Here is a 24,152-nt window from a genome sequence, read left to right on the forward strand (position 1 = left end):
CGGGATCTACGATCCGTCGTATCACACCGGCGCTTTGTCTGAGCGTCGTGCCGGGGGGTGATCAATAGGGAGCTATAGAGCTTCCCTTATCATGAGCCTTCGGTCTGCGCCCGAGGCTGCTAAACCGCTTTAATAACGCCTCATTCGACCGCCGCCCTTCAGCACTGACTGACTACCCGGCGCGATCCGCCTGCGGTAAATTCCTTCCTTTCGCCCTCCTTCGGAGTCGCCGTGGGCTTGTGGTAAGCGCGATAGGCCAAGCAACATCATCACATACAGGCGGTGCGTAGCTCCGAAAAATAACTGCTCCGATAAGGGCGGACCTTAGCAACATCTGGTCCGCTCGCTGTCGGCTTCAATGTTGCATGATCTGTTTAGAACCCCGCCCTCGTCTATGAACCACATTCTTGAACGATCTTTATACCATAAGTTGATATTCCCGTGCATTCGACTCGACATGAAGGATATCGGTGATGGGACATTCATCGGTGGATCCCGCCTTTAATGAGCTTCGTCCCTGGAATGAGGGTCGCCTGATTGGCGCAAAGAGGGCGCTGAAGCAGCAACAGGTATGGGCGATCCGCTTCTACCTCGACCAGCATAGACGACTGCGAGATCGTGCGCTCTTCGATCTGGCTATCGATAGCAAATTACGTGGATGCGATGTGGTCAAGGTACGTATAGGAGATTTGGTCTCAGGCGGTCGGATCCGTGACCGCGCCGTCATTGTGCAGCAGAAGACGAGGAGGCCGGTGCAGTTTGAATTGATGGAGACGGCTCGCAAGACCCTGCGGGCATGGCTCGAGCGTCGAGGAGGCACCCTCAACGACTTCGTGTTCCCAAGCCGCAATGACTACATGGCTCACATGAGCACCAGACAATATGCCCGCTTGGTGCGCGAGTGGGTCATCGGTATCGGCCTCGCACCCCAGGAATACGGCACCCACTCGCTGAGGCGCACAAAAGCTTCGATCATCTACAAGGCGACAGGTAATTTGCGCGCTGTTCAAATCCTTTTGGGCCATGCAAAGATCGACAGTACAGTCCGCTATCTTGGTGTGGACGTAGAGGATGCCTTAGAGCTAGCAGAACGCACCGAGGTCTAAGGTATCCACGAAACGGTCGATAGCGCCCCTGCCCCTCAGCATCTGCCTTCCGAGCTCCATGACGAATGAACACGACGCTCGCATCTTGAGAACGATACCGATTATCAAGAAACTCAGCACCGGCACGCCGGCATCATTGGGATATATGACTCAATGTCATATATACGCTCGCCCTCGGATAGCCGTGCTAGACTTTTTTTGAGTGATAAGCTTTTTACGCGATAGTCCTAATGCTACGGTATGGGCTCATCTAATGCTTGGTCTACCATGACAATCGTCGCCTACTCGTATCAGCGTTTCAGCAGCCTGGATCAGATTGGAGGGGACAGCCTTACTCGTCAGTCCACTCTTGCCGAGTCGTATGCGCGTGATCATGAGCTGGAGCTGGATAACCGCCTTACCATTCGTGATCTCGGTGTATCAGGCTATCGAGGTCAAAATGCCGTTCACGGCGAGCTAGGCCATTTCCTGACTGCCGTGCGGAATGGCCGGATCGCACCCGGCAGCTACCTGTTGATTGAGAGCCTTGATCGCCTCAGTCGATCGAATATCTTGCAGGCGCAGAACCTGCTCACCGAGTTGATCCTCGCCAAGATCAACGTCGTCTCGCTGGTCGACAATCGGACCTATTCAGAAGCATCGCTAACCGCCGATCCTCTCGCGTTGATTTTTGCCCTGATTGTCTTCATCCGCGCCAACGAGGAAAGCTCGCTGAAGTCGTTCCGAGCGAAGCAGGCCTGGATCCGAAAGCGTGACAGCGCCGGCACCCAGGTCATGACGAGCCGGGTGCCAGACTGGCTCATCGTCTGTAAGGCAACAGGACAGATCGTAGCGCGATCCGAACGCGCAGAGGTTCTCTCGACCATTTTCCAATTGGCCTTGGATGGCCGATCTCCATTCGAGATTGCGGATCACCTCAATGCGCGAGGCGTCTGCAGATGGCGGGGGTCGCAGCCGTGGACACGGCCGACCGTGTCGACGCTATTGCGGAATAGACGGGTGACGGGCGTTCTCCCGTTGTACATCGCGACGCACGATAATGGAGAGACTAGCAGGCGTCCGATTAAGCTTCTTGCGGACTACTTCCCGCGGCTGATCGAACCAGAAGCCTTCCTCAAGGTGCAGGCTCTGGCGAGCACGAGAAGGCGCGGAGGGAACGCGGCTAAACTCAACGTCTTTGCCAACATGCTGTTTTGCGCCGGTTGCGGCGCACCGGTACGACACCATTCATATGGTGAGTATGGCCGTGCCATTTTAGCATGCGACGGAGCTCGCATACTTCATGGATGCAACGCATCCGGCTTTGACTACGACGCCTTCGAGATCATCACCAAGAAGCAGCTTAGCCGATGGATTCACGACGACCTTCCATGGCACCAAGTTTCCGACCCCAATCAACACGTGTTCCGAGCCGTACAAGAACTATCGGACCTTCAAAGCAGCCTTTCGCCCAGATCGCCCGGGGGTGCAAAGCGACGAGCAGGCGCCACCTTCTATGCCGAGGTGGCAAAACTAGAAGATCAGATAGACGACCTTATTTTCAATGAACATGGATTCAACGCTAAGGCTGTGAAGCTCACATCGAAACTGGCAGCCTACCTGGACGAGGAAATCTACGAAAATACCGTGCGGGTGAAATGCAACATGCTGCTGAGGCAGCTCGGCGCACGCCTCGTCGTTGACTTCGATACGGGATGGGTAGGCTTGTCTCACAACAAGGGCTTTGAACGCTCGTGGAGCATGGAAGAAAACCCTTGACGATCCATCATTGCAGCCGGCTTAGGTCTACATTCCGTAACTAGGCGATTGCTTTGACAGCTTCAGTATAACGTGAAATTCGATTGGCAGCGTCCTGTTCCAGCCTGATAAATGAGACACGTTTATCGGCATGACCACCGCGCCGCTCGATGAATCCATACGACTCGAGTACAGCAAGCCGTCGCAGTACCGTCGTTCGTGGCTCACTCGAATGGGCGCATATAGCGCCGACGTTTACCGGGCTGGCCTGCCTTGAGAAAAGATAGAGCAAAATGCTCCAGGCCCCGCCATCGTTGGCGATTTCTGGAAGAAGCCTATCCCGCTCCGCGTGACGCCGCAGCTCTAGCTCCACTTCTGCCATAGCGGCACGCATATCAGATGAGCAAATCATCACACTTATGTGTCATAATCCGACATAGATTGAAAGGGCATGACGCTCGTGGAATCAGGCTGTCACTGGCATCCCGTGAGCACGCTCATCGCTCCTCGCGATGGGTTTGAGCCGTAATCACGCGCTGTTCGTTCAGACGGAAAACCAGATGAGTGAGGCAAACTATGGACTACATCAAGCTGGGCAACACCGGCCTCGACGTATCACCTCTGTGCCTCGGCTGCATGACCTACGGCATCCCGGATCGTGGCAATCACGCCTGGACACTTGATGAGGAAGCAAGTCGTCCGATCCTGCGCCAGGCGGTGGAAGCAGGCATCAACTTCTTCGATACGGCAAACGTCTATTCGGACGGGACGTCGGAGGAGATCGTCGGACGCGCGCTCAAGGATTTCACTCGCCGCGATGACGTCGTGATCGCGACCAAGGTTCATGGCCGCATGCGTCCTGGTCCGAACGGTGCAGGGCTTAGCCGCAAGGCGATCATGACCGAAATCGACGCCAGCCTTACTCGGCTCGGGACCGACTATGTGGACCTCTACCAAATCCACCGCTTCGATCATGAGGTTCCTATCGAAGAGACGCTGGAGGCACTGCACGACGTCGTTAAAGCAGGAAAAGCCCGTTACATCGGCGCATCGTCGATGTTCGCTTGGCAGTTTGCAACGATGCTCCATGTGGCAGAGGCGAACGGCTGGACGCGCTTCTCGACGATGCAGAACTACGTCAACCTGCTCTACCGCGAGGAAGAGCGCGAAATGCTGCCTTTGTGCGCTGCAGAGGGGATCGGCGTGATCCCGTGGAGTCCACTTGCGCGAGGGCGACTAACCCGTGATTGGGACGCAGCTACCGAACGGTCAAACACCGACGAATTTGGTCGGACGCTATACGCCGCGACTGTTGAGGCTGATCGCAAAGTGGTTGAGACGGTATCCGTCATTGCCGCCGAACGCGGCGTTCCCCGCGCGCAGGTTGCACTGGCCTGGGTGCTTGCCAAGCAGGAAGTCTCGGCGCCAATTATCGGGGCATCCAAGCCGACCCATCTGACTGACGCGCTAGCAGCCCTCGACCTGACCTTATCAGATGCAGAAATCGGGAGGCTGGAGGCACCTTACATACCCCATGCGGTGGTCGGCTTCTCGTGATTGCAGTGAAGACCCAAAGCAATGGCTTTGTGAAGCGTGGCCCCCGCCTCGTCGTATGATGAAGATCACGCCGATACGGCCTAATTATTAACCAATCTGAGTTAGTTCCGCTTCAAGCCATACCGAGCAACTCACCGGATGGCCAACGGGGCACTATGGCTATTGGCTCAATACACCTGCTCAGCCGCATCGCACGTGACGAGCGCGGCAATGTCATGATCCTTTCGGCTTTAGGTATGTCATTGCTACTGGCAATGGGTGGTGGTGCGCTGGATCTAAGTCGCATTTACCTGATCAAGACACGAATGCAGCAAGGCTGCGACGCTGGTGTGCTTGCCTATCGTAAGTCGATGCAAGGTACGAACGTCGTACCAACGACGTATCCTACGGCGCTGGCTTATTTCAACGCTAACTTTTCTCCGGGCCGATACGGATCGTTCAACACGCAGTTCCCACAGCCCAGCGTTGATGCGAATGTCGTCGTTCACGGCACCGCTTCAACTTCGGTGCCGATGGCGATCATGCAGATCTTCGGCGTCAGGCAGGTCAATCTCGTCAGCAAATGCGATGCGCAGCTACAGTTACCCAACACCGACGTCATGTTCGTACTTGATACGACCGGCTCGATGACGGACACAAATCCTGGCGACTCGGCTAACAAGATCACCGGACTGCGCAATGCCGTTCTCAATTTCTACAACACGCTTGAGCAAGCGAAGATCGCCGGTACGCAAGTCCGGTATGGCTTTGTGCCGTATTCCAATACAGTCAACGTCGGGTTGCTTTTGCGGCGCGAGTGGATGGTGGACAATTGGACCTACCAGTCTCGCCAGTTCGATCGTCAACAGCAAACCCAGACGGGTACGCAGGGAGCGACGACCACAAGCTATTCGGCTTGGTCTCCTTCGATCACGCCAACCACATCCACTAGCTATGGTGACCCTGAAAACTGCACGGCCCCCGCGAATACAGCTACCAGCACCAATACCTCCAGCTCTGCATGGGACCCGTCCGCCTCCGCGGTTCCACGCTCACGAACCAATTACAGAACCTATGGGGGCGACACCTATTCGGCTTCGGTTAACAGTGGTGGACAATGCGTCATCACGAAGAATAGCTATGCCAGCACACAGCAGCAACAGACCCAGACTGTCTCTAATAATCCAAACGCCGGCCAGCCAGTTTATACAACCTACAACTATTTCTGGTATCGCCCGGTTAGCTACAGCGTAGCCACATTCAAGGGTTCGGCCAGCACCGGACTCATGGCAGGCGCCTCCAATGTGTCGATGGCTAACGTCAACGCACCGTCTGGAACAGACACCGTCGGCAGCGACCAGAAAGTGTCTTGGACTGCATCGAACGCCTGCATCGAGGAACGGAAGACACTGCGGCCCTACGAAACCGGCACAGCCTGGGACATGGATGTCGACAGCAAACCTGATCCGTCCAACCCTGACACGCAGTGGCGCCCGTTCCTCCCAGCGCTCGTCTTCGCGCGTCAGGTCTCGAACTATAACACCAGCACGCCGACAGGCTGGAACGTCAACGCGGTCAATACGACTGCGGGCTATACCCTCCTTTCGAGTTACACGACTAGCCGCGCCGCCTGCCCTAGCGCGGCGCGCAAACTGCAGAGCAAGGAAGCGGGCCTCACCGCTAGTGTGGTGCAATCGTACTTGAACGCGTTGCTGACGCGCGGCGATACCTATCACGACATCGGCTTCCTCTGGGGACTTCGACTGATCTCCAAGGAAGGCATCTTCGGCAGCGAGAACACCGCCGCTCCGGATGGCAGCTCGATCGCCCGCAACATCATTTTTATGACCGACGGTGATACCGAGTCGCACATTCAGGACTATGATGCCTACGGCTTGTCGGCGCTCGACCGACGCCGCACCGATACCGGCTCTCTACCGAACGACAACGATCAGAATACGATCGTCGAGGACCGGCTGACCAAATATTGCGGCATCGCCAAAAACCAGAAGGGCATTACCGTCTGGGTGATCGCCTTCGGCACCACCCTCACCCCGCTGCTTAAGAATTGCGCATCGACGGGGCGGGCTTTCCAGGCCAACAACACCCAGCAGCTCAACGACACCTTTGCTGAAATCGCGGCGAAGATCGCACAACTGAGGCTGACCCGATGACGATGCCGCTTCTAAAGCGACTGGCTCGATCGACGCGCGGAGCAACCCTGGTCGAGTTCGCGATCGTCACGCCCCTACTGCTTCTGCTGCTCCTCGGTGGCCTTGAGACATGCCACACCATGTACGTTCGATCGGCGCTTGTCGGATCTCTGCAGAAGGCCGCGCGCGACCTCAGTCTTGAGGGCGCGAGTTCATCGGTAAGGGTTAATGCGATCACCGCGAGCGTCACGGACGCAGTCCACCAGATCATGCCAGCGGCCAACGTCAGCCTCGTCGCTAAGAGCTATCATGACTACAGCAACGCAGCAAATCCTGCCGAAGAATATAACGATGCGGATCATGACGGTCGATGCGACCACGGAGAGGCCTTTGTCGACAGCAATCGGAATGGCAACTGGGACGTCGACGGGTCAGTGACCGGAAGAGGCGGCGCGCGAGACGTTGTCTTGTTGGTTGCTACGGCGAGCTACAATCGCCTTGGTCTGACCGCCCTTCTTCCGTCAGCACCGCAGACGGTGCTGACGGCTAAAACACTCATCCGCAATCAGCCGAACGATCAGCAAGCCGATCCCCCTACAGGATACTGCTCATGACCGTATCTTCGATGCTCCTAAAGCACATCAGGCAGGATACGCGCGGCCTCGCGCTGATGGAATTCGCGCTGTGCCTGCCGCTGCTGATCATAGGATCGCTGTGGCTGCTCGAATTCGGCAACTATTGCATCGTTCGCCAGCAGATCAGCCAACTAGCGCTGCAAATTTCAGACAATGCGGCACGCATCGGCACGCAAAATTCGGTGCAAACAGAGATCGATGAAAAGCAGATCAACGACCTCTTCGTCGGTGCCGGGTTGCAGAGCGGCCCGCTTAACCTAGCACGCAATGGACGGGTGATCCTGACGAGCTTAGAAGTCGACGCCGACCAACCGCGCGGTCAGTACCTACATTGGCAGCGCTGCTATGGTATGCTCACCTATCCCTCGACCTATGGCAAACAGGGTGACGGAAAGGGCAATTTGACGGTCACGGGCATGGGACCTGCCAATGCCCGCATCGTAGCAGGATCGAGTGCTCCAGCTATGTTCGTCGAGATAGCCTACCAGTATCAGCCGATTATCTCTGCGCGGTTTGCGCCCCCACCTTTGATGCATGAGATTGCTGCAATGATGGTGCGCGACAATCGCGATACCTCTGATCCGGGCGTCAATCCCGTCAATGGAGTCACCGCTTCCACGTGCAACTAGCGATACATACGAGACGGCCAGTCAGGCGCCCTCCCCACCTTCAGTTGAGCCTCCGCCTCTCATGATTGCCGGCCGGGAACCGTCGGTCTGCCGTTCGTCACGCGCAAAAGATCGAGCCACTTGCCCTACCACTAAACGAATGTCCGATCGCGCCGGGCGCCAGCCGAAAGCGGACGAGCCGTTATCTACCACCGGCAGGCATTTGGCCCCCCGCCCCGAAGGACGAATACGTCCACTTCTCGCGATCGCCATCCCAAAGCGGACTGGCGACATTTCACCATCGACGGGCATTTGAGGCCCCTCCCCCGCCACCTGAACGAATGGCCGCTATGTCGTGATCACCGCCGAAAAGCGGACGGGCCGGTTTCCACCACGGCAGGCGCCCGAGCTCCCCTCCCTTGCACCGACAACAGCTTACCACGCTGGGTCAACCGGAAGCGGGCAGGCAGCTCCTCAATCGATCTCAGTGGAAAACGTAGACCTTGATAAGGGGCTGTGGCTCCTACGTTTAGGCGTACCTCACGTTTACCGATCCGGCGGCCCGAGTAGACGACCTAGAGGAAGGCCTTGCTACGGTGGCTACCCTCGAGCAGAATACACAGGCGATCGTTGGTAACGAGTTCGCGCGATCCGTTATACGAGGCGAGGGTACATGGATTTCGTGAAGCTCTGCTTAGCAGCGTCCGCTTTGCTTGGGCCGATGAACGAGCCTGCTCCTAAAGTCGGACAGCCTCTCGTCACAACCGAAGAAGCAGCACGACCCGACGCCACTATCGAGCCGCGGCGCAGCCTATTTCCAGGTCCGGCGATCCGGTTGCTTTCACCGACGCCGCAGGATCTCAGCCGGCCGCTGACGTCGCCGCTTCACTTCAAGGTCGCATTCGTACCGAGCAACAGCGCGACGATCGCCCCATCGGCGGTCGCCGTCCACCTTATGAAGCAGCCCTCGGTCGACTTGACCTCGCGCCTTGGAAAGTCGATCACCTCCGGTGGCATAGATCTGCCAGTCATGACACTGCCGGCCGGACGGTTTCCACTCCTGATCTCCGTCACCGACAGCAACGGCGACAGTCGCTTGGCGGTTTACACTCTGACCGTTGCGAAATGATCGAGTGCCCGTTCTGTATCGCTGAGATCGACGATGACGCTCTTGCGTGCCGGCATTGCACACGCGACCTGACGAACCAGGTTTACATCTTGCGCAAGGTAGCCGACCTCCAACGGGCCGTCGCTGATCTGACGTCGCGGCTCGCAGCGGCAGATAGTTTGGCGACGACCGCTCCGCCGAAGATCGAGCCGGAACGATCGGCGCCGAAAGGAACGGCGATCGCCGTTGATGTCGCTGATCTAGCCGGGTTGGCGCTGGGGCCGACGGCTCTCCTTATCGGCGCCCATTACCTCTTTGCTCTGCACCTCGGGCTGCACCCGGTTGCCTTACTGTTCGCCACGCTGCTTATACCTCTCCCCTTCGGCTTCCTCGCTATCGCCCGCACAAAGCGCGGCCTGATCTATTGGGGCGCCGCTTTTCTGATCGCTTCCTTTGTCTCTGTGATCGTCATGGGAGTGAGCACGTATTGGTCCGTGCGGCTTTCTGCGGAATTCGTACCGGGAATGGAGGCGTTCATGTCGCCGCTTCCGCAGACGAAGGCGGGGTGGCTGCAGGACTTCCATTACGCCCTCAGCGTCTTCTTCAGCTTTACGACGGGTATGCTGCTCGCGGTGCTGTATCTTCGCGCACGGCTGCCGGACCATCCGAAGAACGCCTTTTTGAAGAGCAACTTCGCATTCATCGGGCGATCGCTCGTGACTGTCCTGTCGCCCCCGACCATCGAGCGTCTGAGTAGGTATGCGACATCCGTGACGACCATCGCCACCACGGGGGGCGCCATCTACTTCGGCATCGGCAAGCTTTGACTCGCATCAGTCGGCTTCCCGTGAGACGACGGTGAACGCCGCCCAGTAGCTCGGATGGCGCCATTTCTCCGACCATCCGGGGACGGGGCTTCCGTCGCTTGTGCGACCGATGCGGACGGCACGCATGGCGAACTGGAGCGCTTCGGCGCGGCCTGTTCCACGGCTCTCCCTCTGCCGCATCGCCTCTACGGTGAGGGCCGCCGTCGAAGCGTCCGAGACCCGCCAGTGGCTTGCGAGGAGCGCATGTGCGCCCGCATAGATGAAGGCACGTGACAACGCGGAAAGGTTGTCGCCTCCGACATCGTTCTGAGGGGAGGCAGTGTTGCAGGCGGAGAGGATTAGCCAGTCGGCGGAGAACGTCATCCGCGCCGCCTCGGACGCGGTCAGAACGCCGTCGTTGTCCGCATCGTAGTCGACGCCGGACGCCGGCGGCGTGAACACGAGTGCAGGCTCGGTGAACCCGGCGCCCCGCCCTTCGCCGGCGAGCGATCCGTGAGTAGCGATGGCCAGGAAGCGCGCTTCGGCGACCGTCCGATCGGCCCGGAAGGCCCGTTCCGACGCCGCGTCCTGGACGTGTATGCTGTCCCCGGTAGCGCCTGCCGCGCGCCCGAGCGCCGTGAGTTCGACGAGGGTGCCTGGCAGAGGGCAGAGCGTCCGCAGGGCGTCGGCGTTCGCCTTCGAGGAACTCGCCGCCGGCGACGCGGCCGTCGTGGGGGCGGCCCGCCCGCATCCTTCTCCCTCGCCTAATAGGGTCGGATCGCCGTAGCCGACGAAGTTGACGCCCGCTCGCGCGCTGGCGCTTTTTCCGCTGCCGGTCAGTGCTGAAACCGATGGGATGTAGGTGAAGGCGAACCGGTCCGCGAGCCACGAGACGCCTTCCAACGCGGAAGCGGCCGTCCGATCGCCCCCCGGCGGCGGCTCGCTCGTCGAAATGAGCGCCAGCGGTAGATCGGCCAACTCCCGCGTCGCAGCCACGTACAGCCTGTTCACTCCCTGCAGGGCGTCCTCCACCGGAGCGATCAGGGTGCGGTAGAGGCCGTATGAGGCGTCGAGATCGTAGACCGACGCATCGTCCGCGCCCAGGGCGACGCCTGAGCAGTTGAACGCGTCCACGTTGCATCGGAGCTTTCGGACGCGGGCCGTCAGGGCTCCTCTCTGTCCGAGTGCCCTGTAGCTCGCCACTCGGGTCTGCGAGAGGACGAACACGTAGACGTCCTGAAGTAGCGGCACGAGAACGATCACCGCCTCTCCGGGTCGGAGGGCCGCACGAGTCTGCGCGAGAGGCCTTGGGGTTGGGCTGGCGAGCTGCAGATAGTCGGGAAAGGCCTTCGACATGCTTGCGTCGATCGAGGCGATCTGCTCGGCGACCTGCGTCCGTCTCGCCATGTCGACTTGCCCTGCGAGGACGTTTTCGCTGGAGATGGCAGCGAGCTCTCTCTCGTCGATGCTGCGAGCTTCCTGCTCGAGGTCCTGCTTGCGGCGTACCATCGCGGCGAGCGCGGGAGTCTTGGCCGCCTCTCTCGCCGCAGCCAAAGCGAGAGCGCGGGCCGATGTGGAGTTCACAAGATCCTGCATCACCTGGAACGACTCGTCGGTCAGAATCGCCTCGCCGCTTCCACGTCTGGTCGAAACGTCGAGAAACGTCGCGAACGCGAATGCCGTGGGATCGTCGTCCGTCGTCGTGGAGGCGGTGACCCCCGGCGATCCTCCGGGAGCAGACGCGCGTCGGACCTGCCCACGCGCCAGTGCAACCGCCTCACGCGAGATCCGGAGCACTTCCTCGCCCTTGGGGTCGTGGGTCGCGAGTGAGGTGGCGAGCGACGTCAACGCCGGAATGCGTAGCGGGCTGTCGGGACCGAGGGCGGCCTGATCGATGGCGATCGCCCTGCGCAGATAGCCCTCGGCCTCTTCGTTCCGATGCAGGCCGATGAGCGAGATGCCGAGATTGTTGTAGGAGGCGGCGATGAGGGGATGGCGTGTTCCCAACGCCTTTTCGCGGATCGAAACCGCTCGTGAAGCGGCGTCCGCAGCCTCCCCCCACCTGGCCCGCTCGATATAGATGCCGCTCAGCGTGTTGTAGCTGTTCCCGACGCGGGCGTCCGCGTCACCGAGCAGGCGTTTGAACATCGTCAGCGCCTCTCCCGCGCACTGCTCCGCCTCGTCCAGCTCGCCCCGCCGCTTCAGCAGCTGCGCGAGGCTGTCGAGGGCGGTGGCCTCGACGATGCCGTTGGAGTTCGACGACCGTTGGGCCGCCACCAGCTGCCGGTAGAGGCGCTCGGCCTCGGGCGTCTTCCCCTGCCGAGATACCGTCCGGGCAAGATTGCCGAGCGAGATCAGAGTGTCGGGGTGCGTTGGGCCTAGACGCGCGGTGCGGACGCGCAGCGCGGCGAGATGGAGCTGGTAGGCGGTCTGAAGGTCGCCTAGGTCGTCCAGGACGAGACCGAGATTGTCCGCCGTCGTTGCGGTCGCCGGGTCGTAGTCTCCTAGAATCTCCTTCCTGGTCCTGAAGGCGGCGAACAGAAACGCCTTGGCTTCCTCGGGTCTGCCGAGGTTCTGGTAGACCATGCCCGTGGCGTTATCGATCACAGAAAGCTCGTATCTACCCTTCGGAGCCACCTTGCGTCGGATTTCGCGGGCGTTGTCCAGCCAATCGAGCGCCTCTTCGTTGCGGCCGAGCTCGACGAGGGCAGCCGCGGCGTTGACGTAGGCCGTGGCGGTGGGCTCACTCTCTTCCCCGAAGAAACGACGGCTGAGCTCCAGAGCCCGCTGGGAGGTCGATGCGGCCTCTTGCGGCTTGCCCGCGCGATAGAGTACCGCAGCGAGATCGTTCAGCGTGGCAGCGAGATAGCGGTCTGTGGGGACGGTCTTCTCGCGAATGGCGGCGATGCTTCGAAAGCCGGCCTCGGCTTCGGCTAGCCGCCCCGCCCTGAACGCCGCAGTCGCGGCGTTCATCGCCGCGGCGAGTTCGGGCTTATCCTCGCCTAAGGTCTCGAGAGGCCGACGGGCGGGACGCTCGGGCTTCGGCCCGGCCTCGGGCGACAGGGCCCGAATGTCTTGCAGCAGTTCGCTGAAGGTCGCCGACGCGAAGCCGTCAGTGTCGGGGTGGTGGGCGACGAAGTCGGTCTTCGCCCGCGCGATACGATTCAGCAGCTCGGCTATCGCGGCAGGGCCGCCCCCAGCCGGCAGGTCCTTCAACTGTGCCGCGGCCGCGCGACAAGCGGCAAGGACGTCCTCTCCAACGTTATAGGCGCGCCCCTCCGCCGTGATGGTGCTCCAGTAGGTGGAGCTTGCCTTGATGAGACCGTCGGCGAGCCGGCGGGCGAACGCGTCCTCAAGCCGACTGCGCAGGGGTGACAACTCCGGCGGGAGGCCGGCCGCGTCGAACGTCTCCTTCAACTCCCGCTCGGCGCGGATCTTTGCCGTCTCGTCCGCCTCGGACCGCTGCTTATGCTGGATCGCCGCGACCGGGTGGGGCGGCAGTAGGCCGCAGAGACCTATGGCGGCAGGTAGCATCGCTAGAACGGTCTTGGCAGGGAACATCTGCGCTCCGGCGTTCTCGGTGGATTTCGCCTCTTCCAGCCGGCCGCCGGTCGGAATATGCTAGATTGATGATGGGGCAAGTCGGCGCGTCTGCCAAGCCGGATGCGAACTGCTCAAGTCGCCGTGGGCCGTGTCCGTGGCGGGCTGGAAGGGAGCCACGATGGGTAGGCTGATCGCCATGCTGCTGTTCACGTGGACGTCGTGGTGGATCCTGCCGGCCGAGGCGCAGGAGACGCGATACGACTTGGTCTGCGTCGGAACGAAGGCAGCCGCGAAGCTGACCGACGACAAGGATGTCGTTCCGACCAGTCGACCTGCGCCATTTCGCGCCGAACTCAAAATTGATCTGGATGGCGGCACGATTTCGACGCTTGAGGATCCTACGCCGATCCACGTCTCGATCGAGGCCAGCCAGCCCCCAGAGCTATACCTCTTCAAGCAGGAGCGATACCTGCTGGGGGACGGGGAGGTGAACGCCGCGATCGAGTTTATCGAATTTCAGCCCGAGGTTCTTAGCATCCACTGGTCCAGCCGCGCCCTTGGCTCCAAGACCTTCATGACCGACAACACTTGGATCACGGAAGCGACTTGCAAGAAGCGCTGAAATTCGCAACGGCTTCGTATCACGTGGATAGGGACTGAGGGGAACATCTCTCGCGTCGCCAGTGTATGCGCGAGGCGGAAGAAATTGAGACGAGGGACGATTGGCGTCGCCCGGTGCTTGGATTGATGACCTGCTTGATGAAGAAGAACCTTCGGTAGCCGTCCGACGACCTTCCGCATCGGAACGGAACAGCCCCGCGTTTTACACCCAGTTCCTGCGGGCCGCTTTTCATGCCATTATCTGTCTCTGCCCGTTGAGGCCTGGACGATCTAGGCGGGGCGTCCGGCGTCGAAGATGGACCCATTTTTGATCATGCCCGCTATGGGAGGGGCGGACGAACGGAGGTGGTCTCGATATACCAGCAGGACGAACCGACGTCTGTGGTTAGGCTTCTGTAAAGCGCCCATTGCGGCCTCACGCCGTCTGAGATGCGCCATGCTGCGCCGAAATGGCTTCCGGTGGCGCTTTCGCGGATCGGCGTCCCAAAAAACCGGTAAGTCGCCAGCTCGAGGCTGGCACAGGCCGCACGGCCATCGGAAAACCAGGTCAGCTCTGCAATCTTGTTTGCCGAAAATGACAGTTGGGCGTAGCGGTAGCGCAAGCCAAATTGCTTGTAGCCGGAGATACGGGCAAGCCCGTCCCGGACGATCAGCTTATATCCAAGTCTCCGGACAGCATTCGCGGAGAGTCCGAGCCGAAGAGCACCCGAAGGACGATGTGGGCCCGCCGCGTAGGCAGCGACTGGCACATCAGCTGCCACCATATTGCTGTGCTCTGAACGAGTGCATGAGGCATCTTCCACGGTTGCGCCGGTGTGGTGCGACTTCGGTCGGCTTACTTCAGACGAACGAGATGAGCATCCGGTCCCAGTATGCTAGGACATCGTCGTCGCTAAGTCGTGGTTGCTGTCCATGAGAGGCTTCCGAATTCGCTAGTGCCGTTTCCGCGATCGACCTTTGTATGAGGTTTACGGGTGCCGCTTGAGGCCACACGTCTTTTGAGACGCCAAGCGTCAGCGGAGTGGATGGCGTGCCTCGGTTGGTAATCTGCATCATGCGAAACCCAAAAAATTCACAGGTCGTAACTTAGTGAAGGACGAAGCTAGAACAAGCGGCAGGCCGAATGTGCGCTATCTTTCCCACTATAGTAACGAATGTTACTTTACGCGGGTAGGTCACGAGAGCGGTTGTTCTGCTCGCCACCACTCCGGCATTCTAGCCCGACCCTGCCGTGTGACCGGACGTCTGCTTTGTCGCGATCGATGCCGGAAAGCGGACCGGCGGCTTCCATCATCCGAAGACGTCTGAGGCCCCTGCCCCGCCGCCTGAGCAGACGGCCGCTATCTTGTCATCACCGCCGAAAAGCGGACAGGCCGGTTTCCACCAACCAGAGGCGTTCGAGGTCCCTGCCCCGCTCCCTGAACGAGTGGCCGCTTACCGGCGATCGCCTCCCGAGAGCGGACAGGAGGCTTTCCACCATTTGCAACGCCCGAGGATGATTGCCGCGGCGGTGGCTTTCAGCCCGACGACGCGCACCGATCGAAGGGAGTAGCCGGCTCACCTTTTAATCTGATGGCTTGCTCTCAGACCCGTGGCACCCCACGATGTCGCCGTATGAGGGAAAAGACAGGCATTGAAGTTCTGGGAAGGCGGCTCTTCGCCACGCCTCACCTCGTGTACAAGGTACTGCAGAGGCTACCGCGCAACGTCGAAGAGCGCATGCGGGAGTTGCGCGTAAGTCAGCCTGACCTAGAGCCTGACGTATTGCAAGCGCTTCTGATTGAGGAGTTCGCAATCGAGCCTCTCGTCATCTGCCCCGTTAGCGCTATACGTGTTGAGCTGATCCGACGCGATTTCTGGAACGAATACAATTCCCTCATGTCAGCTCACCTCCATGAAGCTGAAGTTCCGTACCAGGGAAGCAAATTTTACTGGCGCAACAAGATGGTAGAGCCAGACACCTTCGGCTACCATGGTAAGATCGGCCCGTCTGTTGTTCGCATACGCCAGTACATCGATGTTGAAGATTACGACGGTTTCAAGCGGGGCATAGAAAAGGCTCTGGGTGAGGTTCGTAGCACGCTCGCGCAATCTAGGATCATCCACGAGGAGCAGGCTGAGGAAGCGAGAGCCATCATCGAATGCACCGTGGCCAATGATATGTAATTGACGTATATCCATTTGACGTCTAACTAACGTCGTCATGGATGATGCCACCTTCCTCGCGAGCTACGACCCCACCGCATTCCCGCCCCTGGCGGTTGCGGTCGACATCGTGCCGCTCACTTTCGCCAACGGCGCGCTTCACGTTCTGCTCAACAAGCGCGCCGAACAGCCCGCGCGCGGGCGGCTCGCCCTCCCCGGAACCTTTGTCCGTGCAGATGAGGAGCTGGGTGCAGCGGCTCAGCGTGCGTTGCGCGACAAGGCGGGTCTCGACGCGCCAGTGCGGCAGTTCCATGCCTTTGGCGCGGTCGACCGTGATCCGCGCATGCGCATCGTCAGCATCGGCTACATGGCCGTGGTTAATGCTGAGGCCATGGCGGCAGCCTGCGACTCGCTTGGCGGATGCGAGCTACTCGCCATCACCGGTGGCAGCGTGCGCACCGCGGCCGGGCGCCGCGCCACCTTGCCCTTCGACCATGATGCCATCATCGCCCGCGCGCTGTCGGATCTCCGCCGCGACCTCGACCGCGATGACTGGGCCTTTGGCCTGCTCGCGGCCACCTTCTCACTGCGCGAATTGCAGGCGCTCCACGAGGCTATTCGTGGCCAGACGCTGAACAAGCCGGCGTTTCGCAAACGCCTCATCGAAAGCGGCCGCCTCGAAGCCACCGGAGAGATGGAGACCGGCAAGGGCTTTCGGCCGGCCGAACTGTATCGCGCAAGGAGAAGCGATCATGCCACAGACTAAACCGATGCGCGGCCAGACAGCCAAAGCGCGTACCAGCGTGTCTCACCCTCTGCAGATTGCGATCGTTGCCGCAGGTCCGGGGCTTGGCAGCGTTGGCATCACCTTCTGCCCCGGCAAACAGCAGCCGCATAGCGCCACGGGCGCTTGGGCACGCGACCTTGCTCTTGATGTTGCGGCTATCGTTGACTGGGGCGCCGCAAGTGTCATCACGCTGGTGGAGGACCACGAGCTAGCCGCCCTCGGCGTTACGGGGTTGGGGACAGCAGTGCAGGCCGCCGCGATGGAGTGGCACCACCTTCCCATCCGCGATGTGTCCTTGCCCTCACCTGCATTTGAAACGGCGTGGGCTGCTATTGGACCAGGCATTCGCGACCAGCTGAGAGCTGGCTTCAACGTGCTGGTGCACTGCAAGGGCGGTCTCGGCCGCGCAGGCACAATTGCCTCGCGCCTGCTTGTAGATCTTGGCTGGTCACCCGCCGCGGCTTTGTCCGCCGTTCGTGGGGTACGCCCCGGTGCGGTCGAGACCAAGGCACAGGAAGCCTATGTGCTGGCGCTAACGCCGCTACCGCAAGCGCAGCCAGATCGCTCGGCGGCCAGCATTCGCGACCGCAGCCTTGGCGCGATGCTGGGACTGGCAGTGGGCGATGCAGTTGGGACAACACTGGAGTTTGCCCGGCGCGATAGCGGCGTGGTGGTGTCTGATATGGTCGGCGGCGGCCCCTTCAAGCTTCGCGCAGGCGAATGGACCGATGACACGGCAATGGCGCTCGCGGTTGCCGACAGCCTCGGTGAAGCGCCCGACCTCGATGCCCGTGATCTGATGAGCCGCTTCGTCAGCTGGTGGCGCGAGGGCGAATATAGCTGCACCGGTCGCTGTTTCGATATCGGGGTCACCACGCGGCAGGCGCTGGCGCGCTTCGAGCGGGATCTCGACCCTTATGCCGGCAGCGATGATCCGATGAGCGCTGGCAATGGCTCGCTGATGCGCCTTGCTCCTATCGCCGTGCGCCACTGGCGCGACCGCACGAAGCTCGCCGACGTTGCCGCGCGGCAAAGCCGCACCACCCATGCCGCGCCGGAAGCCATCGCTGGCTGCGTTGCCTATGCCGAACTGCTGGCTGACGCCCTCTCAGGCATGGCACGTCACGATGTACTGACTGCGCAGCGGAGCAGCGATGCGCCCGCCATTGCGGCTATCGTAGCGGGTAGTTGGCGAGGCAAGTCGCGCCGCGACATACGCTCTTCAGGTTATGTCGCGCATTCGCTGGAAGCGGCTTTGTGGTGTGTTGCTCGCACCTCCAGCTTTGCCGATGCGGTGCTGCTTGCCGCCAACCTTGGCGATGATGCCGACACGACCGCCGCCATCACCGGGCAGCTTGCTGGCGCCCTCTACGGCGCCAGCGCCATCCCGGACCATTGGCTGGAGCGTCTCGCTTGGCGCAGGCGACTTAGCGATGCTGCGGACCGGCTTACTGATGCGAGCGAAGCAGAATGAGCAAGGCCTCACCGGCCATGCCGGCAACGCTGACGTCGAGTGCCGGATCATCGGACAGTAACGTGCGCTGGACCGTGTTGTTCGGCTGTCCGGCACCTCAGCGACTGCCAAGCCTGATCGAGCAGGCGGTCGCCTGGCGTGAGCAGGCCATGCAGCATGGCGATGTTTCGCTGGCCGTCGTGCACGACCTCAAGCTTGCTGCCGAGCATGCGCTGGCACGGCGCGGCGTTGGCCAGAAGGATGGCGCTACTGCGAATAGCGATGCCATTAGCTTGGCACCGGCACTGATCGACGATGCTGACGTTTCTATTGCGACAGCAACGCCAGATACAGCAGCATCGTCGAGAAAGGCGGCGCCCTCCTCTCGCAATCGCACCACCGCCCGCACGGCCGCCGCACTACCCCCCGCCGCAAGTCAGCTGCTGCCTGGAAGCCAGCTCATCAAGGCGCACGGCGGCCGCAACCACATCGTCGCCGTCGAAGAAGGCGGCTTCCGCTACGAAGGGGCCGTGTTTAGCTCGCTGTCGGCGATCGCCAAGCATATCACCGGCACGCATTGGAACGGCCTGCTCTTCTTTGGTCTGAGGAAGCGCCGCAGCTATCCGCCAAAGCCTCGTCGTCATGACTGAGCCGACAATCCGCTGTGCGGTCTATACCCGCAAGTCGAGCGAGGAAGGCCTGGAACAGTCCTTCAACTCGCTGCATGCGCAGCGTGAGGCGTGTGAGGCCTATATAGCCAGCCAGAAGCATGAAGGCTGGCAGCTCATTCTCACCGCTTATGATGATGGTGGCTTTTCTGGCGGCAGCATGGAACGGCCGGGCCTGAAGGCGCTGCTTGCCGATGTTGAAGCAGGGCTTATCGACACCGTCGTCGTCTACAAGGTTGACCGGCTGACCCGCGCCTTGTCGGACTTTGCCCGCATGGTCGACCGCTTCGATGCACGCAAAGTCTCGTTTGTCAGCGTGACACAGGCGTTCAACACCACCACGAGCATGGGGCGGCTGACCCTCAACGTGCTACTGAGCTTCGCCCAGTTCGAACGCGAGGTGACCGGCGAGCGCATCCGCGACAAGATTGCCGCTTCAAAGGCCAAAGGCATGTGGATGGGTGGCGCCGTGCCGCTCGGCTATGACGTCGTCGACCGCCTGCTCGTCATCAACGCTCCCGAAGCCGAGCAAGTGCGCGACCTCTTTCGGCTGTACCTCAAACATCGCAACGTCGATGCGCTTGTCGCCGCTGCCGACATGGCGGGCATCCGTTCGAAGTCGCGTACCTTCGCCAGTGGCCGAACGTCAGGCGGCGGCAAGCTCGGTCGTGGCTCACTCTACAGCATCCTTGCCAATCCGATCTACGCCGGTGAGATCGGCCACAAGGGCAAGCGTTTCCCCGGACAGCATGAGCGCATCGTTCCAGCTGACCTCTATGACCCCGTGCAGCAGCTCCTTGCGACGAACCGCCGTAAGGCGCTTGGGTCAACATCGACAGGGTCGGGCCTAATCCTGTCAGGGCTCGTCCACGATGCAGCTGGCAACAGGATGACCGCGACGCATACCGGCAAGGCCAACCGTCGCTATTGCTACTATGCCTCCGCCATGACTCGGGTGCCGTCGGGCGACCTCGACAGCCTGGTTCTCGGTGAGCTGCGAGAGACGCTAACCTCCCCTGCCCGCCTTGCCACCGCACTACCAAGCCTCGACTTCGTGTCCCCCGCAGTAATCGCCAAAGCAGCCGCGCTGGCCACGCCCCTCGCCGGCAACGATATCGAGGCAAAGCATAAGCCAATTCGGGACATGGTCGAGCGGATCGATGTCACCGAAACCGGCGTCACCACCACCTTTCGCCTAGAGCCGCTTGGCCTCGTCGGAAAGACCGGCTGCATCGTCACGCCAGCCACCCTTGGCCGGGCTAAAGCTCGGCTGAGCCTGGTTGTGCCAGGGCACAGCAACCCGAAGCCGGATAGCAGCCTCATCGCAGTTATCGCCCAGGCGCGCGGCTGGCTGGGCGAGCTGACCAGCGGCCGGCAGACTTCCATTCATGGGGTGGCAAAGGCTTCTGGAGTAACACCTGCTTACATCAGGCAGCATATCGGCGCAGGCTTCCTAGCGCCTGATCTCGTCACCCGCATCGTTGAAGGCCGTCAGCCAACGTGGCTGACCCTCACCCGCCTGACCGACATGCTCCCGCTGCCGGCGGACTGGTCGGCACAGCGCGCGCTCTTCGCCGCACAAAACTGACGCTTTTACGTCGTTTTCGCTTGCGTCTTTTCAGACGTCAGACGATCACCGTGCCGCTCCCGAGATACGCGGGAGCGGGGCGTGGAAACCTCTCCAAACAGAACTCGGTCGACAGTTTCACTGTTGCCGGGTGGCATGCGCGCATGTCCAGCCGGCTTGCCGGTAAAGGCGCATGCGCCTGACTGTTTGGCAGGTTTCCAACATCCGGCTCCGGCCGTCGCCCCGAGAGGAACATAGGGGCGACCATCGGCGAAGCTGCGCGAGGCGCCTTGCAACAGGGGAGTGCCTCGTGAAAGCTAAAACAAAAATAATCACAACTTTGCTGCCGTTGGCCATCAGCGCTTGCATGCCGGCCATGTCAGTCAATGGCATGCAAAAGCGAGCGCCCGTCCTGGTCGCTGACAGTCCGCGCGGTAGTGATGCCATCATCACCTGCGTGACTGCGGCCTGGCTGAAGCTCGGTGGTCCGACGCCAAAGTCGGTGCCGCGGGAAACCGGCGCCATGCTGGTCGTGGGCGACAATTGCCCGCTCCTTATGGTGGAAACAACGCCGATCCCGACCGGCACCCACCTCGTCATGCATCAGTTCAAAACGGCATGGTCCGATAACGATCGTCACCGGGTCGAGGAGGTGCGCGCATGTCTGTGAGCGAGCACCAGGGTGGCCGCCGGTTGCAGCGCCGCCAGCGCTACTTCGATCCGATGCGTGTCACCGCCATCTACGAAAACCCGGCCACCGGCTGGCGCGAAGCCGTGCCGACACTTGCCTGGGTATGGTTGCTGCTGTTTGGCGGCTTCTACCTGGCCCTTCGCGGCCTTTGGCGCCCAGCCCTCTTCATGCTCGTTGTGATCACCATCACCTCCATGATCTTTGCACCGCTTCTGGTCATCGTCATGCCTGCCTTCTGGATCCTGGCCGCGACGCAAGCCCAAAAGGTGTTCCACGAACATTACATGCGCGCCGGATGGTACGAGATCGACCCGTGGCAACAGGATGATGAGGCGTAAACGGTGAGGTCGCCAGCATCGCCCCTCGTGGAAGCTTGCGGGCGATCCCCACCAGGACAACAAAAATGAGATTATGCCCTCTGTAGCCGGCGCCGGTTGTGCCTCACCCAGCCGAGCGCCAGATCGTGACGCGAATTGTTGAACAAGGTGAGGGCTTCCTCGACCCGCGCTAGTCGGCAGCTGACCTCGTCACGGGCCGACTCGAGGTCAGCGTGTGGGTCTGACCTCCCTTCCAGCGACGGTCGCACTCGCAGCATGATGATATGCTCGTCGAGCACAGCCTGCAGGACGCGCCTGTACGGCTTGGTACCGGGACCAACGCGCCATAGCGTTGGGTCGCCGGTATAGGTTGCCGTCACGACGAACTCTGGGCGGCCCGCCTCCCCAATGATGCTTGTCACGTCGCTCCAGGCGCAGGTGATGACCAGCGGCCGCGTGACCAGCCGCTCGGCAAGCAAATTGGCAAACTCCCGGACCGTGATGCTGGCCGTAGTACCCGCCTCCTTCCTGAGATCCCGCACCAGCTGCCTCGCGCAGTCAGCTTTATGGCGGGTAAGCCATGGAGAGAGAGGACGGTCGAGGATCAGCGAGCCGACCAGCTGACCAGGCGTAGCCGGCTCGCATGCCGGTGGCAGAGGTCGGAAAAACGCCAGCCCTCTATCAGAGCTCGAAGCAGTACCGTCGTCGACTCGCAGAACGCCTTGCCTCGCCGCCTCGCCGGTTCCACTAGCAACGTCTTCTGTGGGCCAGTCCGAATAGGTCCGAAAAAGCAGTTCCTGTGGCAGCGAGGTAAACCCCTCGCGCGCAAGTTCGCGGTTGATGCGATCGAGATGACGTTGCTGGTTATGAAACCAGCGTCTGCGCTGCTCCTGCTGAGGCACCTCTTGGAGCACAGCAAGCAGAACATCACGCTTGTGGATACGCTTGTTTACAGATCCAAGTCTTTGCTTTAAGTAGACCAGGTCATGGCAGCCTCTGCACGCCCATTTTTCCGCTACGTAGAAGAGCTTCTGCGTTGGCGCCTGACATCCAGGGCAGGCAAAGCTTGGACGAACGACGTTCGGATTTCTTCGACTGCCGGTAATATCGACATTCAGGACGTCATCTTTGGCAGCTATGTTGGCGCTGCCAGCCATATGATAAGCATACCTGGCGCTTGTCTGCTCGAAGGCAACCACTTGCCCGCGCCCCACCAAGACGCCGCGCTCGTCATGCCATTCGCACCTACCATTGCCGGCACTCCAGCTTCGCAGCGCCTGCAATATGTCGAGTGCCGGGAAGGCCTCGCAATGAGGCTTGCCGCGCCTGGTGCTCCGCTGACCCAAAACCTCGTTCCCGCAGGCCGCGCTTTGACGCCCCCTTTTTTTAGTACTCCGATAACTTCGTGACCACCAATCTAAATCCTATGCGACCGACGCTTGCCGTGCCCTTGCAGTCGCCGCACGTAACCCGCTTTAGAAACGGTGATTTGCGCCCTCGGAGACGCGATCGGATCGCACAGGGGGCATAGGTGCGGATGAGGGCGTCTATAGACGCCCTGGAGCAGGCATAACGCCCTCAGAAAATTGCGAAAATTTCAGAGTAGTTCAGACACCGGTGGACGGTGTGGCGGAGCGGGAGGGATTCGAACCCTCGATACGCTTTTGACGTATACTCACTTTCCAGGCGAGCGCCTTCGACCACTCGGCCACCGCTCCGCATGTCCTGGAACAGCGCGCCTAGCCGCTCCTGGGCCGGCTCGCAAGTGATTGCGTGATCCGTCGCCTTGCGCCAATCTTGCGGCCATGATCAGCCTGCTCCTCGCCGCCGCGCCGCTGCAAGCCGCTGCCGCCACGCCCGCCGATCCGATCGACGCGGACTGGCAGGCGGTCCCCGATGACGAGCTGCTGGTGATGACGCTCGCCTCGGGCAAGCAGGTCGTCATCCGCCTCGCCCCCGCCTTCGCGCCGGCCCATGTCGCCAACATCCGTGCGCTGGCGCGGGCGCGCTGGTGGGACGATGCGAGTGTCTATCGCGTGCAGGAGAATTGGGTCGCGCAATGGGGCGATGCGACCGAGAAAAAGCCGCTGCCCGCCGGGATCACCGATCACCCCGCCGCCGAATTCGAGATCGCCGGCTTCCAGCCCGCCGTACGCCTCGCCAAGGCGGACAGCTATTCGAGCGCGAGCGGGATCACCGCCGATGGCTGGCCGGTCGCGACCAACGGGCGGCAGGCGTGGCTGACGCATTGCTATGGCATGGTCGGCGTCGCGCGCGATGCCCTGCCCAGCACCGGCTCGGGCGCCGAGCTGTTCACGCCGATCGGCCAATCGGCGCGGCGGCTCGATCGCAATTACACCGTCGTCGGGCGGATCGTCGACGGCATGGGCTATCTGTCGGCCCTGCCGCGCAGCGACGCACCGATGGGTGTCTATGCCGATCCGGCCGAGCGCACCGGCATCGTGTCGGTGCGGCTCGCCAGCGATATGCCGGCCGCCGGCCGACCGCATTTCCAATATCGCCGCGCCGACAATCCGCGCTTCGCCGCCGCCGTCGCCAAGCGCGAACATCCCGATGCGCCGACGGTCGGCCTGGGCGGGGCGGCGGTGTGCGAGGTGCTGCCGGCGGTCCGTCGCGCGCGCTGAGGCCAGCCGCTTCCGTATGCCTTCGG

General features: G+C 61.2%; 21 protein-coding genes and 1 tRNA gene. 17 read left to right on the forward strand and 5 right to left on the reverse strand.

Annotated elements, in window-relative coordinates; translation table 11 throughout:
• Nucleotides 1-473 precede the first annotated feature (473 nt).
• Complete coding sequence (locus PBN85_RS11385; RefSeq protein WP_271299055.1) at nucleotides 474-1,106, forward strand: tyrosine-type recombinase/integrase; 633 nt, start codon at nucleotides 474-476, stop codon at nucleotides 1,104-1,106.
• A 267-nt stretch (nucleotides 1,107-1,373) separates the two neighbouring features.
• A complete protein-coding gene (locus PBN85_RS11390) occupies nucleotides 1,374-2,864 on the forward strand; it encodes a recombinase family protein (protein WP_271299056.1) in 1,491 nt (496 codons plus the stop codon).
• Between the two features lie 40 nt (nucleotides 2,865-2,904).
• Here the strand turns inward: PBN85_RS11390 and PBN85_RS19005 are convergent, their stop codons facing one another.
• A complete protein-coding gene (locus PBN85_RS19005; protein WP_443026742.1) occupies nucleotides 2,905-3,255 on the reverse strand; it encodes a helix-turn-helix domain-containing protein in 351 nt (116 codons plus the stop codon).
• Nucleotides 3,256-3,419: 164 nt separating this feature from the next.
• On the opposite strand from PBN85_RS19005, the gene PBN85_RS11395 reads away from it, so the two are divergent.
• The 6 genes from PBN85_RS11395 to PBN85_RS11420 all read left to right on the forward strand — a co-directional run bounded on the left by PBN85_RS11395 (nucleotide 3,420) and on the right by PBN85_RS11420 (nucleotide 9,710).
• Complete coding sequence (locus PBN85_RS11395; protein ID WP_271299057.1) at nucleotides 3,420-4,400, forward strand: aldo/keto reductase; 981 nt, start codon at nucleotides 3,420-3,422, stop codon at nucleotides 4,398-4,400.
• 155 nt (nucleotides 4,401-4,555) lie between these two features.
• Nucleotides 4,556-6,553 carry a pilus assembly protein gene (locus PBN85_RS11400; protein WP_271299058.1) on the forward strand — a complete coding sequence of 666 codons (1,998 nt, stop codon included), beginning with the start codon at nucleotides 4,556-4,558 and terminating at the stop codon, nucleotides 6,551-6,553.
• Nucleotides 6,550-7,146: a TadE/TadG family type IV pilus assembly protein gene (locus tag PBN85_RS11405; protein ID WP_271299059.1), complete on the forward strand. Its 597-nt coding sequence runs from the start codon at nucleotides 6,550-6,552 to the stop codon at nucleotides 7,144-7,146. The genes PBN85_RS11400 and PBN85_RS11405 overlap by 4 nt, the downstream gene beginning before the upstream one ends.
• Nucleotides 7,143-7,796: a TadE/TadG family type IV pilus assembly protein gene (locus PBN85_RS11410; protein WP_037535354.1), complete on the forward strand. Its 654-nt coding sequence runs from the start codon at nucleotides 7,143-7,145 to the stop codon at nucleotides 7,794-7,796. Before PBN85_RS11405 ends, PBN85_RS11410 begins: the two co-directional genes overlap by 4 nt.
• A 652-nt stretch (nucleotides 7,797-8,448) precedes the next feature.
• A complete protein-coding gene (locus PBN85_RS11415) occupies nucleotides 8,449-8,904 on the forward strand; it encodes a hypothetical protein (protein WP_271299060.1) in 456 nt (151 codons plus the stop codon).
• Complete coding sequence (locus tag PBN85_RS11420; RefSeq protein ID WP_271299061.1) at nucleotides 8,901-9,710, forward strand: hypothetical protein; 810 nt, start codon at nucleotides 8,901-8,903, stop codon at nucleotides 9,708-9,710. The genes PBN85_RS11415 and PBN85_RS11420 overlap by 4 nt, the downstream gene beginning before the upstream one ends.
• Before the next feature lie 6 nt (nucleotides 9,711-9,716).
• Here the strand turns inward: PBN85_RS11420 and PBN85_RS11425 are convergent, their stop codons facing one another.
• Entirely contained in the window at nucleotides 9,717-13,250 is a 3,534-nt protein-coding gene (locus tag PBN85_RS11425) for a CHAT domain-containing tetratricopeptide repeat protein (RefSeq protein WP_271299062.1), read from the reverse strand.
• A 160-nt stretch (nucleotides 13,251-13,410) separates the two neighbouring features.
• On the opposite strand from PBN85_RS11425, the gene PBN85_RS11430 reads away from it, so the two are divergent.
• On the forward strand, nucleotides 13,411-13,854 hold the full coding sequence (locus PBN85_RS11430; RefSeq protein WP_271299063.1) for a hypothetical protein: 444 nt from the start codon (nucleotides 13,411-13,413) through the stop codon (nucleotides 13,852-13,854).
• Nucleotides 13,855-14,173: 319 nt separating this feature from the next.
• Here PBN85_RS11430 and PBN85_RS11435 read toward each other — a convergent pair whose 3' ends face one another.
• A complete protein-coding gene (locus tag PBN85_RS11435) occupies nucleotides 14,174-14,455 on the reverse strand; it encodes a hypothetical protein (protein ID WP_271299064.1) in 282 nt (93 codons plus the stop codon).
• Nucleotides 14,456-15,527: 1,072 nt separating this feature from the next.
• On the opposite strand from PBN85_RS11435, the gene PBN85_RS11440 reads away from it, so the two are divergent.
• The 7 genes from PBN85_RS11440 (at nucleotide 15,528) to PBN85_RS11470 (ending at nucleotide 21,502) form a co-directional block, all read left to right on the forward strand.
• Nucleotides 15,528-16,019: a hypothetical protein gene (locus PBN85_RS11440; RefSeq protein ID WP_271299065.1), complete on the forward strand. Its 492-nt coding sequence runs from the start codon at nucleotides 15,528-15,530 to the stop codon at nucleotides 16,017-16,019.
• A 37-nt stretch (nucleotides 16,020-16,056) separates the two neighbouring features.
• Nucleotides 16,057-16,764 (forward strand): NUDIX hydrolase, encoded by a 708-nt coding sequence (locus PBN85_RS11445; RefSeq protein ID WP_271299066.1) that lies wholly within the window; start codon nucleotides 16,057-16,059, stop codon nucleotides 16,762-16,764.
• Nucleotides 16,751-18,259, forward strand: a complete 1,509-nt coding sequence (locus tag PBN85_RS11450) for an ADP-ribosylglycohydrolase family protein (protein WP_271299067.1) — start codon at nucleotides 16,751-16,753, stop codon at nucleotides 18,257-18,259. The genes PBN85_RS11445 and PBN85_RS11450 overlap by 14 nt, the downstream gene beginning before the upstream one ends.
• Nucleotides 18,256-18,888, forward strand: coding sequence for a DUF2924 domain-containing protein (locus tag PBN85_RS11455; RefSeq protein WP_271299068.1), 633 nt, complete (start codon nucleotides 18,256-18,258; stop codon nucleotides 18,886-18,888). Before PBN85_RS11450 ends, PBN85_RS11455 begins: the two co-directional genes overlap by 4 nt.
• Nucleotides 18,881-20,494, forward strand: a complete 1,614-nt coding sequence (locus tag PBN85_RS11460; protein ID WP_271299069.1) for a recombinase family protein — start codon at nucleotides 18,881-18,883, stop codon at nucleotides 20,492-20,494. Before PBN85_RS11455 ends, PBN85_RS11460 begins: the two co-directional genes overlap by 8 nt.
• 289 nt (nucleotides 20,495-20,783) lie before the next feature.
• Nucleotides 20,784-21,143, forward strand: coding sequence for a hypothetical protein (locus PBN85_RS11465; RefSeq protein ID WP_271299070.1), 360 nt, complete (start codon nucleotides 20,784-20,786; stop codon nucleotides 21,141-21,143).
• Nucleotides 21,140-21,502: a hypothetical protein gene (locus PBN85_RS11470; RefSeq protein WP_271299071.1), complete on the forward strand. Its 363-nt coding sequence runs from the start codon at nucleotides 21,140-21,142 to the stop codon at nucleotides 21,500-21,502. The genes PBN85_RS11465 and PBN85_RS11470 overlap by 4 nt, the downstream gene beginning before the upstream one ends.
• A gap of 71 nt (nucleotides 21,503-21,573) precedes the next feature.
• Here PBN85_RS11470 and PBN85_RS11475 read toward each other — a convergent pair whose 3' ends face one another.
• Together PBN85_RS11475 and PBN85_RS11480 are read right to left on the reverse strand one after the other, a co-directional pair.
• The gene (locus tag PBN85_RS11475; RefSeq protein WP_271299072.1) at nucleotides 21,574-22,638 is read right to left on the reverse strand and encodes a hypothetical protein; all 1,065 of its coding nucleotides are present in this window, start codon (nucleotides 22,636-22,638) and stop codon (nucleotides 21,574-21,576) included.
• Nucleotides 22,639-23,108: 470 nt separating this feature from the next.
• A tRNA-Ser gene (locus tag PBN85_RS11480) sits at nucleotides 23,109-23,199 on the reverse strand.
• An 87-nt stretch (nucleotides 23,200-23,286) separates the two neighbouring features.
• Between PBN85_RS11480 and PBN85_RS11485 the strand changes: the two genes are divergently transcribed.
• Nucleotides 23,287-24,126, forward strand: coding sequence for a peptidylprolyl isomerase (locus PBN85_RS11485; protein WP_037534822.1), 840 nt, complete (start codon nucleotides 23,287-23,289; stop codon nucleotides 24,124-24,126).
• The last annotated feature ends 26 nt before the right edge of the window (nucleotides 24,127-24,152 follow it).

Origin of the sequence: Sphingomonas sp. CV7422 (genome assembly GCF_027945725.1) — a bacterium.
GTDB lineage: Bacteria > Pseudomonadota > Alphaproteobacteria > Sphingomonadales > Sphingomonadaceae > Sphingomonas > Sphingomonas kyungheensis.

Excerpts from the sequence above, each read along its gene's own strand:
- PBN85_RS11475 (WP_271299072.1), bottom strand. The coding sequence starts at position 22,638 with ATGGCTGGCAGCGCCAACATAGCTGCCAAAGATGACGTCCTGAATGTC.
- PBN85_RS11430 (WP_271299063.1), top strand. The coding sequence starts at position 13,411 with ATGGGTAGGCTGATCGCCATGCTGCTGTTCACGTGGACGTCGTGGTGG.
- PBN85_RS11425 (WP_271299062.1), bottom strand. The coding sequence starts at position 13,250 with ATGTTCCCTGCCAAGACCGTTCTAGCGATGCTACCTGCCGCCATAGGT.
- PBN85_RS11455 (WP_271299068.1), top strand. The coding sequence starts at position 18,256 with ATGAGCAAGGCCTCACCGGCCATGCCGGCAACGCTGACGTCGAGTGCC.
- PBN85_RS11415 (WP_271299060.1), top strand. The coding sequence starts at position 8,449 with ATGGATTTCGTGAAGCTCTGCTTAGCAGCGTCCGCTTTGCTTGGGCCG.
- PBN85_RS11390 (WP_271299056.1), top strand. The coding sequence starts at position 1,374 with ATGACAATCGTCGCCTACTCGTATCAGCGTTTCAGCAGCCTGGATCAG.
- PBN85_RS11485 (WP_037534822.1), top strand. The coding sequence starts at position 23,287 with ATGATCAGCCTGCTCCTCGCCGCCGCGCCGCTGCAAGCCGCTGCCGCC.
- PBN85_RS11420 (WP_271299061.1), top strand. The coding sequence starts at position 8,901 with ATGATCGAGTGCCCGTTCTGTATCGCTGAGATCGACGATGACGCTCTT.
- PBN85_RS19005 (WP_443026742.1), bottom strand. The coding sequence starts at position 3,255 with ATGATTTGCTCATCTGATATGCGTGCCGCTATGGCAGAAGTGGAGCTA.
- PBN85_RS11385 (WP_271299055.1), top strand. The coding sequence starts at position 474 with ATGGGACATTCATCGGTGGATCCCGCCTTTAATGAGCTTCGTCCCTGG.
- PBN85_RS11460 (WP_271299069.1), top strand. The coding sequence starts at position 18,881 with ATGACTGAGCCGACAATCCGCTGTGCGGTCTATACCCGCAAGTCGAGC.
- PBN85_RS11445 (WP_271299066.1), top strand. The coding sequence starts at position 16,057 with ATGGATGATGCCACCTTCCTCGCGAGCTACGACCCCACCGCATTCCCG.
- PBN85_RS11405 (WP_271299059.1), top strand. The coding sequence starts at position 6,550 with ATGACGATGCCGCTTCTAAAGCGACTGGCTCGATCGACGCGCGGAGCA.
- PBN85_RS11400 (WP_271299058.1), top strand. The coding sequence starts at position 4,556 with ATGGCTATTGGCTCAATACACCTGCTCAGCCGCATCGCACGTGACGAG.
- PBN85_RS11450 (WP_271299067.1), top strand. The coding sequence starts at position 16,751 with ATGCCACAGACTAAACCGATGCGCGGCCAGACAGCCAAAGCGCGTACC.
- PBN85_RS11410 (WP_037535354.1), top strand. The coding sequence starts at position 7,143 with ATGACCGTATCTTCGATGCTCCTAAAGCACATCAGGCAGGATACGCGC.
- PBN85_RS11395 (WP_271299057.1), top strand. The coding sequence starts at position 3,420 with ATGGACTACATCAAGCTGGGCAACACCGGCCTCGACGTATCACCTCTG.